General features: G+C 57.5%; 16 protein-coding genes and 1 other RNA gene. 12 read left to right on the top strand and 5 right to left on the bottom strand.

Features of this window, described 5'->3' with window-relative positions; translation table 11 throughout:
- Positions 1–58: 58 nt before the first annotated feature.
- Entirely contained in the window at positions 59–658 is a 600-nt protein-coding gene (gene grpE / locus A8B84_RS15430) for a nucleotide exchange factor GrpE (protein WP_064229991.1), read from the bottom strand.
- Between the two features lie 254 nt (positions 659–912).
- On the opposite strand from grpE, the gene recN reads away from it, so the two are divergent.
- Positions 913–2,592, top strand: coding sequence for a DNA repair protein RecN (gene recN / locus A8B84_RS15425; protein ID WP_064229990.1), 1,680 nt, complete (start codon positions 913–915; stop codon positions 2,590–2,592).
- Between the two features lie 97 nt (positions 2,593–2,689).
- On the opposite strand, the gene fur is transcribed toward recN, so the two are convergent.
- Complete coding sequence (fur, locus tag A8B84_RS15420) at positions 2,690–3,100, bottom strand: ferric iron uptake transcriptional regulator (protein ID WP_064229989.1); 411 nt, start codon at positions 3,098–3,100, stop codon at positions 2,690–2,692.
- 122 nt (positions 3,101–3,222) lie between these two features.
- On the opposite strand from fur, the gene A8B84_RS15415 reads away from it, so the two are divergent.
- Positions 3,223–3,549, top strand: coding sequence for an outer membrane protein assembly factor BamE (locus tag A8B84_RS15415; RefSeq protein WP_064229988.1), 327 nt, complete (start codon positions 3,223–3,225; stop codon positions 3,547–3,549).
- On the opposite strand, the gene A8B84_RS15410 is transcribed toward A8B84_RS15415, so the two are convergent.
- The 3 genes from A8B84_RS15410 to A8B84_RS15400 all read right to left on the bottom strand — a co-directional run bounded on the left by A8B84_RS15410 (position 3,543) and on the right by A8B84_RS15400 (position 5,974).
- Positions 3,543–3,830: an RnfH family protein gene (locus A8B84_RS15410; RefSeq protein WP_064229987.1), complete on the bottom strand. Its 288-nt coding sequence runs from the start codon at positions 3,828–3,830 to the stop codon at positions 3,543–3,545. The genes A8B84_RS15415 and A8B84_RS15410 overlap by 7 nt on opposite strands.
- Complete coding sequence (locus tag A8B84_RS15405; protein WP_064229986.1) at positions 3,830–4,276, bottom strand: type II toxin-antitoxin system RatA family toxin; 447 nt, start codon at positions 4,274–4,276, stop codon at positions 3,830–3,832. The genes A8B84_RS15410 and A8B84_RS15405 overlap by 1 nt, the downstream gene beginning before the upstream one ends.
- 72 nt (positions 4,277–4,348) lie before the next feature.
- Entirely contained in the window at positions 4,349–5,974 is a 1,626-nt protein-coding gene (locus A8B84_RS15400; RefSeq protein WP_064229985.1) for a sodium-dependent transporter, read from the bottom strand.
- A 200-nt stretch (positions 5,975–6,174) separates the two neighbouring features.
- Here A8B84_RS15400 and smpB point away from each other — a divergent pair, with 200 nt between their 5' ends.
- From smpB to A8B84_RS15350, 10 genes are all read left to right on the top strand, one after another.
- The gene (gene smpB / locus A8B84_RS15395) at positions 6,175–6,654 is read left to right on the top strand and encodes an SsrA-binding protein SmpB (RefSeq protein ID WP_064229984.1); all 480 of its coding nucleotides are present in this window, start codon (positions 6,175–6,177) and stop codon (positions 6,652–6,654) included.
- Between the two features lie 140 nt (positions 6,655–6,794).
- On the top strand, positions 6,795–8,213 hold the full coding sequence (locus tag A8B84_RS15390) for a WS/DGAT/MGAT family O-acyltransferase (RefSeq protein ID WP_064229983.1): 1,419 nt from the start codon (positions 6,795–6,797) through the stop codon (positions 8,211–8,213).
- A 90-nt stretch (positions 8,214–8,303) separates the two neighbouring features.
- Positions 8,304–8,668, top strand: a transfer-messenger RNA (tmRNA) gene (ssrA, locus tag A8B84_RS15385).
- Between the two features lie 177 nt (positions 8,669–8,845).
- A complete protein-coding gene (locus A8B84_RS15380) occupies positions 8,846–10,078 on the top strand; it encodes a tyrosine-type recombinase/integrase (protein ID WP_064229982.1) in 1,233 nt (410 codons plus the stop codon).
- A 31-nt stretch (positions 10,079–10,109) separates the two neighbouring features.
- Complete coding sequence (locus tag A8B84_RS15375) at positions 10,110–10,328, top strand: hypothetical protein (protein WP_064229981.1); 219 nt, start codon at positions 10,110–10,112, stop codon at positions 10,326–10,328.
- Between the two features lie 15 nt (positions 10,329–10,343).
- Positions 10,344–10,985, top strand: coding sequence for a hypothetical protein (locus A8B84_RS15370; RefSeq protein ID WP_064229980.1), 642 nt, complete (start codon positions 10,344–10,346; stop codon positions 10,983–10,985).
- Between the two features lie 881 nt (positions 10,986–11,866).
- Entirely contained in the window at positions 11,867–12,067 is a 201-nt protein-coding gene (locus A8B84_RS15365) for a helix-turn-helix transcriptional regulator (RefSeq protein WP_064229979.1), read from the top strand.
- Entirely contained in the window at positions 12,060–12,458 is a 399-nt protein-coding gene (locus A8B84_RS15360) for a hypothetical protein (RefSeq protein WP_064229978.1), read from the top strand. The genes A8B84_RS15365 and A8B84_RS15360 overlap by 8 nt, the downstream gene beginning before the upstream one ends.
- On the top strand, positions 12,458–13,375 hold the full coding sequence (locus A8B84_RS15355; protein ID WP_082905171.1) for a toprim domain-containing protein: 918 nt from the start codon (positions 12,458–12,460) through the stop codon (positions 13,373–13,375). The genes A8B84_RS15360 and A8B84_RS15355 overlap by 1 nt, the downstream gene beginning before the upstream one ends.
- Positions 13,376–13,479: 104 nt before the next feature.
- The gene (locus tag A8B84_RS15350) at positions 13,480–14,853 is read left to right on the top strand and encodes a YfjI family protein (RefSeq protein ID WP_161487090.1); all 1,374 of its coding nucleotides are present in this window, start codon (positions 13,480–13,482) and stop codon (positions 14,851–14,853) included.
- The last annotated feature ends 157 nt before the right edge of the window (positions 14,854–15,010 follow it).

Raw genomic sequence — 15,010 nt, 5'->3', positions numbered from 1 at the left:
AGGGCATTTGCCTCCGCTGTCGCTATTTACTGGCTATATTGGCGCTTTAATCGGCTTTTCAAGCCTGCTCATCAATTTTTGGTGCATCTTCCGCTTTGGCGACCACCACCATGGCCGGCCGCACAACACGACCATTCAGCAGATACCCTTTCTGAACCACGGCAACCACGCTGTTCGGCTCGGCATCCGGCGCAGGCACCATGGACATGGCTTCATGATGCTGGGGATCGAACGGTTCGCCCACAGGGTTGATCTGCTCAACATTGAATTTCTTCAGGCTGGACATGAACAGACTCAGAGTCATCTCCACGCCTTCGCGAATGGAGGCAACCAGCTCGCCTGATTCCTCGTGACCCTCGGTGCTCTCAACCGCCTTTTCAAGACTGTCTGCAACCGGCAGCAGCTCCTTAACGAACTTTTCCAGGGCAAACTTGTGGGCTTTCTCCACGTCAATCTCGGCGCGGCGCCGAACGTTCTGCATCTCCGCCTGGGAGCGCAACATCTGCTCCTGGAACTCCTGAACCTGGGCCTTGAGCGCCTCCACTTCCGAGCCTTCACCCTCGCCAGCCTCTGCTTCAGCAGACTGGGCTTCCTCTTTGGCAGCCTCGAGGGCTTCGTTCAGTTCCTCGTGCTCATTCCGGTTCTCGTCAGTGCTCATGACTACTCCTGATTATTCTGAAGCGGCCCGCTGTCAGTGGCCGGTTAAACATGGGCTCCGGCCGCGGCGAGCCGGAAAATGTCGTTGCGAACGGATATGGGGCCCGCTCTTCAGGTTTCAACCACCAATGCCTGCAATCCTGAAGAAAATCCCCTCAACAGGTTTGCAAACAGCAAAAACCTGTATATATTCACAGTCACTGTATACATCAACAGTGTTTTGCCGGTCTCAGGAAGAACGCGGAGGGTATCTGCATGCTGACTCAACTTACGGTTTCCAATTACGCCATCGCCGAACGGGTGGAACTCCAATTCAGCAAGGGGATGACAGCGCTCACCGGCGAGACCGGCGCCGGCAAATCCATCGTGCTGGACGCTCTCGGGCTGGCCATGGGGGGGCGCGCAGATGCCGGCGCGGTTCGTCATGGCGCCAAGCGCGCCGATATCACAGCCACCTTCGACGTATCTGACATTCCCGAGGCCAGCACCTGGCTGGCAGAGCATGAGCTGGATGACGAGAACGACTGCATTCTGCGCCGGGTAATCAGCAAAGATGGCCGCTCCCGCGCCTACATCAATGGCCAACCCTGCCCGCTGAACCATTTGAAGGAACTCGGCGGGTTACTGATGGACATTCACAGCCAGCACCAACATCAGTCCCTGCTGCGCAAGGAAACCCACCGCAAGCTGGTGGACGAGTTTGCCGGCGTTGAGGCTCTGGCCGCCGACACCCGCGAAGCCTGGAAAACCTGGAACCAGATCCGCCAACGGCTGACCGAGCGCCGGCAGAATGCCGATGAAGCGGAGGCCAAGCTGCAACTGCTGCGTTACCAGGTGGAAGAACTGGACCGCCTGGCACTGGAAGACGGCGAGCAAGAACAGCTGGAACAGGAACAGGCCCAACTGAGCCAGGCAGACACAGTTCTGCACAACAGCCACCAGGCGGCCCTGCTTTGCACGGAAGATGAAACCAGCGCGGCTGATCTGGTTCGCCAGGCACTGCAACAACTGGAACAGCTTCCTGTGGATGTGCCTGCACTGGCTGACACCATCCAGATGCTGAACGAAGCCCAGATCCAGATCAGCGAGGCCGGCGACAACCTGCGCCACTTTGTCGAAGACTATGAGGCCGACCCGGCACGTCTGTCGGAAGTGGAAGAGCGGCTGAGCGCCATTTACCAGATGGCCCGCAAGCATCGGATCACACCCGAGGAATTACCGGAATTGCATCAGCGCCTGAGCGTCGAGCTGGCCGAACTGGACGGCGGCGAAGGCAGCCTGGAACAACTGGAAGCAGAGCTGGAACGCCAGCGGGCACGCTTCGATGAACTGGCCGGCAAGCTTTCGGAGGCTCGAGCCACGGCGGCTGCCGAGCTGGACCAACGGGTCGCAGCCGAGCTTGCCCAGCTGAGCATGCCCAACATGCAGTTCATTACCCATCTGAATCGGAACAGCGGCGAGGAGCCGGCACCCCACGGGCTGGAAGAGATTGAATTCCTGGTCAGCGCCAATCCGGGCCAGCCAGCTCGACCCTTGGCCAAAGTGGCCTCCGGCGGTGAATTGTCGCGGATCAGTCTTGCGATTCAGGTGGTGGTTGCCCAGACCTCAACCACGCCCACCCTGGTCTTCGACGAAGTGGATGTCGGTATTGGCGGTGGCACGGCCGAAGTGGTTGGCCGGCTACTTCGAACCCTTGGCAGCAACGGGCAGGTACTTTGCGTGACCCACCTGCCGCAAGTGGCAGCCCAATGTCACCAGCACCTGTTTGTCAGCAAGTTTACCGAACAGGATGCAACCTTCTCGAAAATCGAGACGCTGGATGACCAGGGCAGAATCAGTGAAGTAGCGCGAATGTTGGGAGGCGTGGACATGACCGAACACACGATCGCACATGCCCGGGAGATGTTTTCAAAGGGGCAGGCAACCCATCACTGAGCCGCGAGCAATTTTCCACTACCCCTCTCGATCCTGAGAGCTGTTGGGGCGGGCCAAAAGCCCGCCCCTTTTTTTCATAAGACTGACTGAACAAGACTCAGGACTTGATAGGCTTTACGTACAGAATCAGGCTGTGGTCAACGATTTCGTAGCCATTCTCTTCGGCGATTTTCTTCTGGCGCTCTTCAATGACCTCGTCGACGAACTCGATTACCTCACCAGTCTGTGTGCAGACCATGTGGTCGTGGTGATCATCTCCAGCCATCTCGAACACGGCATGCCCGCCCTCAAAGTTGTGGCGTAGGACCAGCCCCGCCGCCTCAAACTGGGTCAGCACCCGGTAGACTGTTGCCAGCCCCACGTCATCGCCTTGCTCCAGAAGCTTCTTGTACACATCTTCGGCACTGAGATGATGCTCCTCCGCTGTCTCCAGGATATTGAAGATCTTCACTCGCGGCAGAGTCACTTTCAGACCGACTTTTCGTAATTCGGCGTTTTCGGATGACATGTTACTATTCACTCTTTGGTGTGCCTCACGGCTTCCGGTATGATGAAGCCGCCATTGAACGGTTAACCCGTGTCACACCTGCCTCTGGCAGGCGATTTCAAGATAGAGGATTTCCCCCGGCGATGCAAAAGCTCACAGCTCTCATTCTCACTTTCGTTCTATCCGGTTGCGTTTTTCCGGGCGTCTACAAAATCAACGTCCAGCAGGGAAACATCGTTACCGATGAGGAGCTGACGCAGCTGACCGAAGGCATGCCTCGCAGCCAGGTGCACGCAGTTATGGGAACACCCCTCATGCTCAACCCGGTTGACCCCTCCCGCGAATACTATGTGTATACGTTTCAGAGAGAGGGCGGGGACATCCAGGAACAACGAATTATCGTTTACTACGAAGACGACCAGTACGCCTACTACGAGGCCCAGCTACTGGAAGAAACCCCGGCCTACTGAGCCTGGTCTTTCTTTTTCGCCCGGTTCAATCGCGCCTGCTTGGGATCGATCTTGAGCGGGCGATACAGCTCCACCCGGTCGCCTTCGCGAAGTTCGTGCGCCGCCGGGTCTTTGATGACCTTTCCGAACACGCCCATATCAATGGTGTCGGGATCAATTTCCGGAAAAATATCGGTGATTCCGGATAACTTGGCAGCTTCCAGAGCCGTGGTTCCCTCCGGCACGTTCACCGGCACAATTTCCTGCCGGTCAGGCCTGGCATAGGCCACTTCCACCTGCATTATGCACCCTCCTTCCGGTAAAGCTCATCGGCACGGCGACAGAACGCATCCACCATGGTATTGGCAGCCTGGCTGAAAACGGGCCCGAAGGTCATCCTTGAAAGCGATCCGGAAAACTCGAACTCCAGGGTCAGAATCACCTTGCAGGCGTTCTCGTCCAGGGATTTGAAATGCCAGCGGCCCGTCAGGTTGCGGAAAGGACCGTCCACCAGATTCATCTCAATCGCCTCCGGCATCAGCAACTGATTGCGGGTCGTCAGCTTGTGGCGCACCCCACCCTTGGCGATTTCCAGGGACGCAGTGACCTGCTCCGGCTGCCGCTCGTGAATCTCCGCGCCCGCACACCAGGGCAAAAACTCCGGGTAACGGGCAATATCGTTGACCAGGTGAAACATGCGCTCGGCGGAGTGCATAACCAAAGCTGTTTTATCAATCTGATGGGGCATTGGAACCGGTTGTCCTGCTTGCAAACACGCTGTGAAAAGATTGCAGACTTCTGGGAAGGAAGACAGCCTTAATCACACGCTATGATAAAGGATATCGTCCTGTTTTGGGGCTTTTTCGCCTGACTTACCATCGCCACCCTCTTCCCCCTGCGATTTCTGGTCCGCCGCAGGCGCTGTCTCGTCGCCCCCTGGCGTTTCTTCATCGGATTCTGCGCCTGTCGTGGCAAACGGCCGTTCTTTCGGTGGCGCCTCACCATTCTCAGAAATCATGGCGGCAGGCTGCTCACACCAGGCCGCAGCATTGCCGTTGCTGCAAAGGTTTACCAGTGAAAAGGTCGTGTATTGCACCCCTATCCAGGCCACAACAAGGGGCAGGACCAGGCGCATCACCCAGAACCAGATGCCAGCGAACAGCCTTGGCGCAGCGCCCAGCATGGTACCGGAAAGATGCCTGGTCAGGCACCAGCCTGTAAACAGGGCGATCAGGATGGCCACAAGAGGAATCAGCAGGCCGCCAGTTACCAGCTCTAGCCAGCGAAACAGGGTAGCGCCGCCAACCCGCTGTTCGGCCCATACATTAAATGACAACAAAGAGGCGAGACCCGCAAGCCATACCGCCAGGCCAATGAGCAGCACCGACAGACTTCTGGGCGCGCCGGTCCACTCCCGGAACCAGCCAACAATCGGCTCAAGCAGATTCAGCGACGTGGTCCAGACAATCAGCACCACCAACAAAAATACGGCCGCAATCACAAACTGGCTTGCCGGCAACTGGGCCAGTGTTACCGGCATGGAGACGAACAGCAGGCTGAAGCCCCGCTCACCGTCAAAGCTGTTGCCGTCGGTCGCCATCGCGAAAATCATCAGGCCCGCGAGGATGGCAACCAGGGTATCCATCAGCACCACCGCCAGAATCGAGCGCTTCAGACGGGTGTGGGGCGTGGTGTAGGAACCCAGTATGGCCCAGACGCCCATCCCTAGACCGAGCGTGAAGAACGCATGGAACAGTGCCGCCTTCAGACTCTCCCAGGAAAGATCCTCCGGATGCATCGCCAGAATATGGTTAATGGCGCCATCGATCCGCCCGTGCCAGGCGGCCAGGGCAAATAGCACAAGCATCAGCACCAGGGCGCCCGGTACCACCACCCGCAGGGCCCGCTCCAGCCCTTTCACAACACCCTGGGCCGAGACCCACAACACCAGCAGCAGAAAAAAGACATGCCAACCCATGAAAACCCGGTATTCCCTGGGGTCTGACACCAAGCCCGCCAGAATGCCGGTTGCCTCGGACTCGCCAGCACCGGAAAACCGGCCAAGCGCCCCGAAAAACACGTAGGCCAGGGCGATAGCACCGAACACTGCAGTAAATGAGAGCACCAGAAAGGCGGCCAGTATGCTGAGCCGGCCAACCGCCATCCAGGCGCGGGATTGCTTGGCACTACGGATCAGCCCGTCCATGGCCAGGACAATTCCGTGTCGGGAATAGCGACCTATGGCCGCTTCGGTCACCATCAGCGGCAGGGTGACCAGCAGCAGGCAGGCAAGATAAAGCAGGATGAACAGGCCACCACCATGCAGACTGGCCAGATAAGGGAACTGCCACAGGTTGGCAAGACCCACGGTAGCGCCCACCGCGGCCCAGAAGAAGGTTGATTTTCGGGTAAAGGACCCGATATGTGTCTGATACGGCGTAGGCATTCGCGTCCCTGAGGCCACTGAGCAGGTCGGGGAGAAGGTCTGGGCCAGTATTGTAGCTGAAGGATCCCCCTGCGCACGAACCAGAAGCCGCCACAACGCTGATTTCGTGACCGGTCTGGCACTGTTGGGCTACAATGCGCCTTTTTCCGGCTACAGCAAGGCCGGCCCGTTCATTCGTCCGACCCCGGATTCATTGATTCATGAGCAAGAAAAAACCCGGAACGCCGAGCAACACCATTGCGCTGAATAAGAAGGCGAAGCACGAGTACCACATTGAGGAACGCTTTGAAGCGGGTCTCGCCCTGCTGGGCTGGGAAGTGAAGTCCCTCCGTGCGGGCAAGGCCCAGCTGGTGGATGCCTATGTGCTGCTCAAGGACGGCGAAGCCTGGTTGCTCGGCTCTCACATCACCCCGCTGATTGCGGCGTCCACCCACGTGATCGCAGACCCCACGCGCACGCGCAAGCTCCTGCTCCACGCCAAGGAGATTGCCAAGATCGTTGGCAAGGTAAATCAGGCCGGTTACACCTGCATCCCTCTGGCGCTGTACTGGAAAAACAACAAGGTGAAGTGCGAAATCGCCCTGGTGAAAGGCAAGAAGCTGTTCGACAAGCGCGCCACCGAGAAAGAGCGCGACTGGAACCGCCAGAAGCAGCGCATCCTGCGCGAAGCCAACGTTTGATACTGCCCGCCAGGAATTAACAAATACCTGACGCCGGCCATGGCCGGCGTCGACGGGTATGTCGCATACTCACTCTCTTTGTTCAGAATTCCAACAGGCCTATACTCGGGATTTCCGGTGCAGGGCAAAGGGAGCCGCTTATGTCACCCAAACAGATACCTATGTCCGCCGTAGACCGCGCGTGGCTGCGCATGGATTCGCCCCAGAACCCCATGATGATCTGTGGGGTGTGGACGCTGGAAAAACCGGTTTCGATGAGCCGCCTCAGGCACACGCTTGAGGAGCGGTTTCTCTGCTTCGACCGGTTCCGGCAACGGGTCATAGACACCGGAGACCGCGCCTACTGGCAGGACGATCCCCTGTTCGACCTGGACAATCACCTGCACCGCATCGCCCTTCCAGGCAAGGCCGACAAGGCGGAACTCCAGAAGCTGGTCAGTGACATGAACAGCACCTCACTGGATTTCCGGCAGCCCCTCTGGCAAATGCATTACATCGACAATTACGGCGACGGTGGCGCTCTGCTGATCCGCATTCACCATTGCATTGCCGACGGCATTTCGCTGGTGCGCGTGATGCTGTCACTCACCGATAGAACGCCGGAACCCAGGCTGGGCAAAGTGGCTCGCAAGCGTCGCTCCAAACCCCGCCAGAGATCGGCAATCCAGAACTTCCTGCACCGCGCCGTAGACAGCGCGCAAACGGCGACCAATCAGGCGAGACTGTTCATTCAATCTGTTCGTGACGAACCCAACTACCCCCTGAAACTGGCTTCCACCGCCAGCGGCGTAGCCTTCGATCTGCTCAAGCTTGGTCTGGCCCCTGTAGAGCCCAAAACCGGATTGAAGGAACCGCTATCCGGACGCAAGCAGGTGGCCTGGGCGGATCCTCTCGATCTTGCCGAAGTGAAAGCCTGTGCCAAGGCCCTGGGCGGCACCATCAACGATGCCCTGCTCTGCACGGTCACCGGGGCCCTACAGCGGCATTTTGCAGCCCATAAAGAGACGATTCCCGAGTGCGGAATTCGCGTGGCCGTGCCGTTCAACCTGCGTCCGCTGGATCAGCCCATAGAAACCCTCGGCAACAAGTTCGGCCTGGTACTGGTCACGCTGCCGGTGGAAGTCATGGACCCTCTGATGTGCTTCCGGCAGGTGCAGGAGAATATGAACCGCCTCAAGCAGTCCTATCAGGCCCAGGTTACCTACAGCCTGCTTGATATCTTCGGCCGGGGCCCCGATGTTATTGAACGGCGGGCGCTGGATCTGCTCAGCAACAAGGCCTCCGCCGTGCTGACCAACGTGCCGGGCCCGAAAGAGCCACTGTACCTGGCGGGCAGCAAGTTGACCCAGCCCATGTTCTGGGTGCCCCAGAGCGGCACCATTGGAATCGGCATGAGCATCCTCAGTTACGCCGGCACCGTGCAATTCGGCATCACCGTGGACAAGGCCATTCACGCCGACCCGGATGCCGTGATGGGCTACTTCCGGGAAAGCTTCGAGGCCCTGAGCCACGCGGCTCTGGCAGGCCGGCACGATGCCATTGAACGCAAGGCCAGCTAGGGCTGTAGGTACATCTACAGCCCTGTAAGCACAAAACTGCAACAAACAAACCTTGAAGTCCGGCAAACCGGACACATATACTGAAGGTAAGGGGACGACATGGCTTCGACGCTGGTGGCGAACCCTTGAGTGCATGTCGAGATGGCAGCCAATCTCGTTAATCCAAAGCTGCAACGCAATAGTCGCAAACGACGAAAACTACGCACTAGCAGCGTAAGCTGCTAGTCGTCCTGACCGGGTCGCCCGTAGCCCGGAAGCAACATCTCAGGACGTCATCGCTTACGGGATGCTCCGTTACCCAGAGTTCACTGGTTAACGGCTAAGATTTAAAGAACTCGGTTTTTGCACCCTGGCTCTCGGGTCGCTTGAACTTAAATCAATAGAGAGACGCTAAACATGTAGACCTCAAGGCTGAGTACTGGCGGACGCGGGTTCAATTCCCGCCGTCTCCACCAAATTCTAAATCGGAACAATCCGATCACCTCTGAGACCCGCGCCACAGCGGGTTTTTTAATGCCTGAATGTTGCGCGAAGGTTCGCCGGAATACATTGAAAGCCGGGAAAAGTGGGGGTACATTTAGGGGTACATCGCTCAAGGTTGGTTTTTTGTACCCCCAAACGGACACCCCGACATGAAACAGGCCGTTAACAAGCTGGCTGCTACCAGCGTCAAGAATGCCGAGTTCAAGGACCGCGCCTATAAGCTGTTCGACGGGGCCGGGCTCTTCCTTCATGTTCAGAAATCCGGGAAGTATTGGCGTCTGAAGTATCGCCATGCCAAAAAGGAAAGGCTCTTAGCTCTGGGGGTATATCCTGAAGTCAGCCTGAAGGATGCCAGGGCCGCGAGGGATGAAGCCCGCGCCCTGCTCGATAAGGGCATAGACCCCAGCAACCACAGGAAGCAGATCAAGCACAGCCGGTATGCTGCCGCCTCCAACACCTTTGAAGCCATTGCCCGTGAATGGTACCGGGAGGTACACCAAAGCGCTGTGGTTGAAGAGCACGCAGGCCGCAACCTCCGCCGCCTTGAGGTTCATGCTTTTCCGCACATAGGCCGCCGCCCAATTGGAGAAATTACCCCTGGTGAATTGCTGGGGGTACTTCGTAAGGTAGAAGACAAGGGGCACATCGAGACCGCCAGACGGGTTAAGACCCTGTGCGGGCAAGTGTTCCGCTATGGGATAGCCACCGGAAGAGTTGAGCGGGATATTACCCCAGACCTGAGGGACGCTCTCAAAGTACCCCCAACCAAACATCACCCCGCCATTACCAAGCCGGAAGAAATCGGCCCTTTGATGAAAGCTCTTTATGGCTATCCGGGCCACTTTGCCACCTGTGCGGCCCTGAAGCTGGCTCCGCTGCTGTTTGTTCGACCTGGTGAACTACGGCAGGCGGAATGGGCGGATATTGACCTTAAAGCTGCTGAATGGCACTTCACCGCCAGCAAAACCGGGTTTCAACTTGTCACCCCGCTGCCACGGCAGGCCGTGGAAATCCTGAAAGAGGTTCAGGCAGTCACGGGCCGGGGCCGGTATGTATTCCCCAGTGTGCGGGACCGAAAGCGCCCCATGAGCAACGCCACTATTGGGGCAGCTCTCGGACGGTTAGACCTGAAGGACAAGATGTCCGCTCATGGCTTCCGCGCCATGGCTCGTACTGTGCTGGCGGAACATCTGGGGTTTCGTTCCGAGTACATAGAGCAACAGCTAGGCCATTCTGTCCGCGATACCACCGGAAGAGCGTACAACCGAACCACCCACCTTGAAGCCCGCCGCGCCATGCTGCAAACGTGGGCGGATTATCTGGATGAACTGAGAACCGGCAAGGGGAATGTAGTAGCCCTCAACCGTGGCAAGACAGCCTAAACCTAACCACCACTGAGAAAGGAACATAACCATGAACGCAATGGAAACCATGCAAGCTGAACAACTGGAAAAGCTGAGGGAAGCCACAGAAGTAGTGGCCAGACTGCAACAGGAAATCTTAGCCGCGAGGGGATGCACGGGCCGCCCTGAGTTTCTCGACAGTGATTTTTTCATAGGTGGACTGGCTACCGCTTCAGAGCTGCTGAATGGGCAACTGTTCGACCTGATAGAAGCCAAACAATCAGCCTGACTACTGGCGGATTCAATGGCTGAATTTGTTATTGTACTTGAGACCACCGGCCCGGACGGTGAGCCTTGGGAGCAGGTAATATCCCCGGCCTTTCCGTCCAAAGCTGCCGCCAATCGCTGGAGGGCTGAAAATGCGCTATCTGAAAGCCCGGTGATTCATACAGCCAGCCTTGAAACGCTCCCCCTGGAAGAAATCAGGCGTTGCTGTATAACCGAACTCATCCCAGCCAAAAGGGAGAAATGGGAATCAGGGGACCCGCTCGCCCTTTTTGAGGCATTGAACTGGTGCGTAGTGGCCAAAATTCCCTTGCCGGACTGGTGCGGGAGCGCTGTCAGCAAAGCCGCACACCGCTTGATAGGACTGGAGGTCAAAACCCTAGATGACGCCTTTGGAGTAACCGGCAAGATTCACAAAGGAGTAAAGCTCACAAACGCCCGCCAGCGGCTGGAATACACGGGGCTAAGTTGGGTCATTGTAAACCGGTTCCGCAATGAGGGTTACTCCTATGATGAAGCGTTAGAGCTTGCCGCCCAAAGCATGAAAACAAAAGGGTTTAGGGGCGGGAGCAGTGTTGTTAAGCAACTATACACCGAAGCCAAAAAAATCCATTACGTAAAAGAACCAGATACCAACCGCGATCAAACCCCAGAAGAGTGAAAGAGGTCCTACCCGATACCGGGAACTGGCCTCCGGCCATGGGGCAGCCTCCCGGGCCGGTGCTGGCGGCTCCACCGCCTCCCCCTGCTCTGGTACCTAGAGCCGGCCTCCCGTTGCCACTGCTGACTTCCCGGCACAGAATCAGCCACCGGCCTGCCCGCAAGATCGGGGGCCGCTCCCGGCTCTCTACTGTCCGCCAGCTACTGAACCGCCCTTGACCTGGTGCCGAGCTGCTGCCGCTGGGGGTACCTGAGACCGGGCCGGCTGTCCGCCGTGCCTGCCACCTACGGAAAGCCCGCCAGCGTTTGGGAGTAGCTGCCCCAGTCCGGGCCGGTGCTGGCGGTTCCACTGCCTGCCGTTGCCCTGGTACCGGGTGCCAGCCTCCCGCTGCCTCTGCTGACCTTCCGGCACGGGATCAGACCACCGGCCCGGCTGCTCACCTGAGGCGAGCTCCTGGCTCCCTGCTGTCCGCCAGCGGCTGAACGCTGCTGTTCCTGGTGATGATCCGCCAGTGCTGAGGGTATCTGGTACAGGCCCGGTGCTGACTGCCTCCATTCCGCTGCCCCGGCACGGGGAACCGGTCTCCGATTGTCCCCGCTGGGCTCCGGTCAGGGGGTAAGGTCACCGGCTCACCTGAGGCCCGCTCCCGATATCCTGCTGTCCGCCAGCTGCTGAACCGCCCTTGACCTGGTGCCGAGCTGCTGCCGCTGGGGTTACCTGAGACCGGGCCGGCTGTCCGCCACCGGCATCACCTGCAAACCGTCATAAATTCAAGACAAGAAAACGCCCCAAGTTCTAGGCGTGTTCGCCTCTGCCGCCCCTCGTAGTCTTGTGTCATTGCCTGCCGTGGCAATTCGCGTAACCCCATAGGAGCTTGATTTATGACTGAACGCATTCTTCGCCGCCCTGAGGTGATTTCAATGGTCGGCCTTCGAACCACAAAACTTTATGAACTGATCGCAGAGGGCCGGTTTCCAAAACCGATAAAACTATCTGTCCGCTCCGTTGGCTGGCTTGAATCAGAAGTACAGGCATGGATTAAAGAGCAGGCAGAAAAGCGGGAGGCTGATTCAAATGCTTGAGCATAACAGCCCTCGCACTTCCGCTCCTGACAGGCTTTTAAACCTAGCAGTTCGTTTGATCGAAGCCCGCCAGCCGGAGAACGATGCACAAATTCCTGATGAGTTGGTAACAGACCGTCTGATTCAAGGGCTGATTGAGATAGCAACAATATCACCCTATACCCTCAACGCAATTCCAATACCGGATTCTGAGACCAAGAAAAGGCGAGCTATTGAAGCTGTGCGGACATTGATAGGCGCCCTTCTTCAAGGGGGATTGCCAAAAGAAAAAGCCTACCAATTCTTCAGCCTGAAAGACCTGAACCTTTTGTTCTACATCCATAGCCAGCTGGTAGGAGCTGACGACTATTTAAACATTCCGTTTCAGGCTTCAACCGGTAAGGGGCAGTGATGAGTCACCAATATAGCACCGGGGATATTATCGACAGCTTCCGCCAAGTACTGGCAGACGCCGGCCTGCCCGCTGCCCCTGAAACCAACTTCATTTGTGATGGTGAGCTGCACCGGTTCCGCGTTGAAAGCGATAAGAAAGGGAGCCGTAACGGCTGGTATGTCCTGCACCTCGATGGGGTGCCAGCTGGAGCCTTTGGAAGCTGGCGGGCCGGCATAGCAGAGAACTGGTGCAGCAAGGGACAAGACCAACTGACGGAAGCAGAACGCCGCCAGCTTAGGGAGCGCATGGAAAAGGCCAAAACGGCCCGCCAGTCACAACTGAAACAACGACACGCCACCGCTGCACACCGCGCCCGGAAACTTTGGAAGAGCGCCAGACCTGCCGCACCGGATCACCCTTACCTGGTGAAAAAACAAGTTCAGCCTCTCAGAGCCCGCCAGATCGGCCCGGCCTTGGTTCTCGATATAAGGGACATACGTGGGGAGCTTTCAAGCCTTCAGTTTATTCAGCCTGACGGCTCCAAAAAGCTGCTCTCAGGGGGGGCCAAACAGGAGCGCTTCATACCTGTGACCGGTGCAGCTGGCGGAGAACCTGACACGGTTCTGATATGTGAAGGTTGGGCAACCGGGGTGACCTTGGCCGCTTCCATGCCTGCTGCGTTTGTGCTGGCTGCCATTGATGCCGGGAACCTTCCCGCCGTGGCAGTGGCAACCCGCCAGCGCTGGCCCTCCTGTAACCTCATTGTGTGCGGTGATGACGACAGGAAAACGGAAGGCAACCCGGGAGCAGCTGCCGCAAGAAAGGCAGCGGAGCTATCAGCGGCCCGCCTTGCCTTACCTGAATGGCCTGAAGGGTGCCCGGTTCACCTTTCCGACTTCAACGACCTGGCAACCTGGCTGAATGAGGTGAAGTAGTGACAGACCCCAGCAAGAACACCCCGCCACCTCTGGTGAACCCCAAAGAAATGATGCCACCGCTTCCGCTGCCACCAGATAACCCGGAAGTAATGCCGCTGCCTATGGAGGCTCTGCCGGAACAGATCCGGGCTTTTGTGGATGATGTGGCAACCCGGCAACAATGCCCACCCGATTACGTGGCCATTGCTGCACTGTGCGGGCTTTCTGCCGTTGTCGGCAACAAAATCAGAGTATGCCCGAAACAGCATGATGACTGGGGCCTAACCCCCAACCTATGGGGCGCTGTGATTGGTGGCCCGGCTTCAAGCAAGTCACCGGCGGTAGGTGCTGCACTGGCCCCCTTGAAGGGTATGGAGCGGGCCGCCTGGCAAGAATACGAGGCAGAAAAAACCGAATATGAAGCCGAATTGAAGCTCTCCCAAATTGAGAAAAAACAGGCGGAAGATACTGCCAAACGCCTATCCAAAAAGGGCGATAAAGAAGGGGCACGGGAAGCCCTGCGGGCCAGTGTCGGGGATATAGAAGAGCCCACCCCAAAGCGATTTATCGTTAACGATTCCACCATAGAACAACTGGGGGTTTTGATGAACCAGAACCCGGATGGCCTGCTATTGGTTCGGGATGAGCTGGCGGGCTGGTTGTCCAAACTGGAAAAGGAAGAGGGCGCGTCAGACCGGGCGTTTTATCTTGAATGCTATGAGGGTGACAACTCGCATACCACTGACCGCATTGGCCGGGCCATTGTCCGCGTTGAAAAAATGACCCTGGCCGTTATTGGCGGCATTCAGCCTAGCAAAATAGCGCCGCTGATACGTGGGGCCGTTCGGGGTCACGGCAATGATGGTTTTGTGCAAAGGCTTCAGCTTGCGGTGTGGCCAGATATCCCGAAAAGCGTCAAATGGCACGACGTGCCGCCGAATGACGACATTTACAACGCTTATGCTGATTGCTTCCACCGGCTGGCGGCCATACCGAGAGAAGGGAAGCGGGCGCGATTTGATGAAGCCGGACAAGCAATGTTTATTGACTGGTGGGAAGAGATGCAAGCGGAATCACGAGGAGATGATGTCCATCCCGTGTTGTCTGCCCACCTTCAGAAAATGCCTAAGACTGTAGCGGCATTAAGCCTGATATTTGAGCTTATCGAAACAGAAGAAACCACAATATCAGAACACTCCTTAGCTATGGCTCTGGAGCTTACAGACTATCTGAAAAGCCATGCGAAACGCCTGTACGCCATTGTTGATAACGCGGCCATTAAAGGCGCGAAATTAATGCAGCTCCGAAAAGACAAGCTCCCCTCGCCTTTCACTCCAAGGGAAGTACAGCGCAAGGGATGGACAGGGCTCACCGAGCGAGAACAGATACAGGACGCTATCGACGTCCTGGAGGAATACAACCAGATCAAACGCCATTACCAGAACGACACGGGCGGGCGTCCTTCCGTTCGTTTTTACTGGGTAAGTGAGGGCTAGTCATGGGGCGCTGGCTTTCCCGGTTAAGTGGCAAGGACTCAACACCCCCAACGGAATCAGCGCCGCGAGCTTCGCGGCCTTGTGTCGGTTCTGTCAGTAGCAGTTCAGAGGGTAAAGGGAAAAATGGGCGTTGGTTAAACCGAGTAGATTCACTCCC

Source organism: Marinobacter sp. EhC06 (genome assembly GCF_001650915.1).
Classification (GTDB): Bacteria; Pseudomonadota; Gammaproteobacteria; order Pseudomonadales; family Oleiphilaceae; genus Marinobacter.
This window is presented reverse-complemented; position numbering and strand designations above follow the sequence as displayed.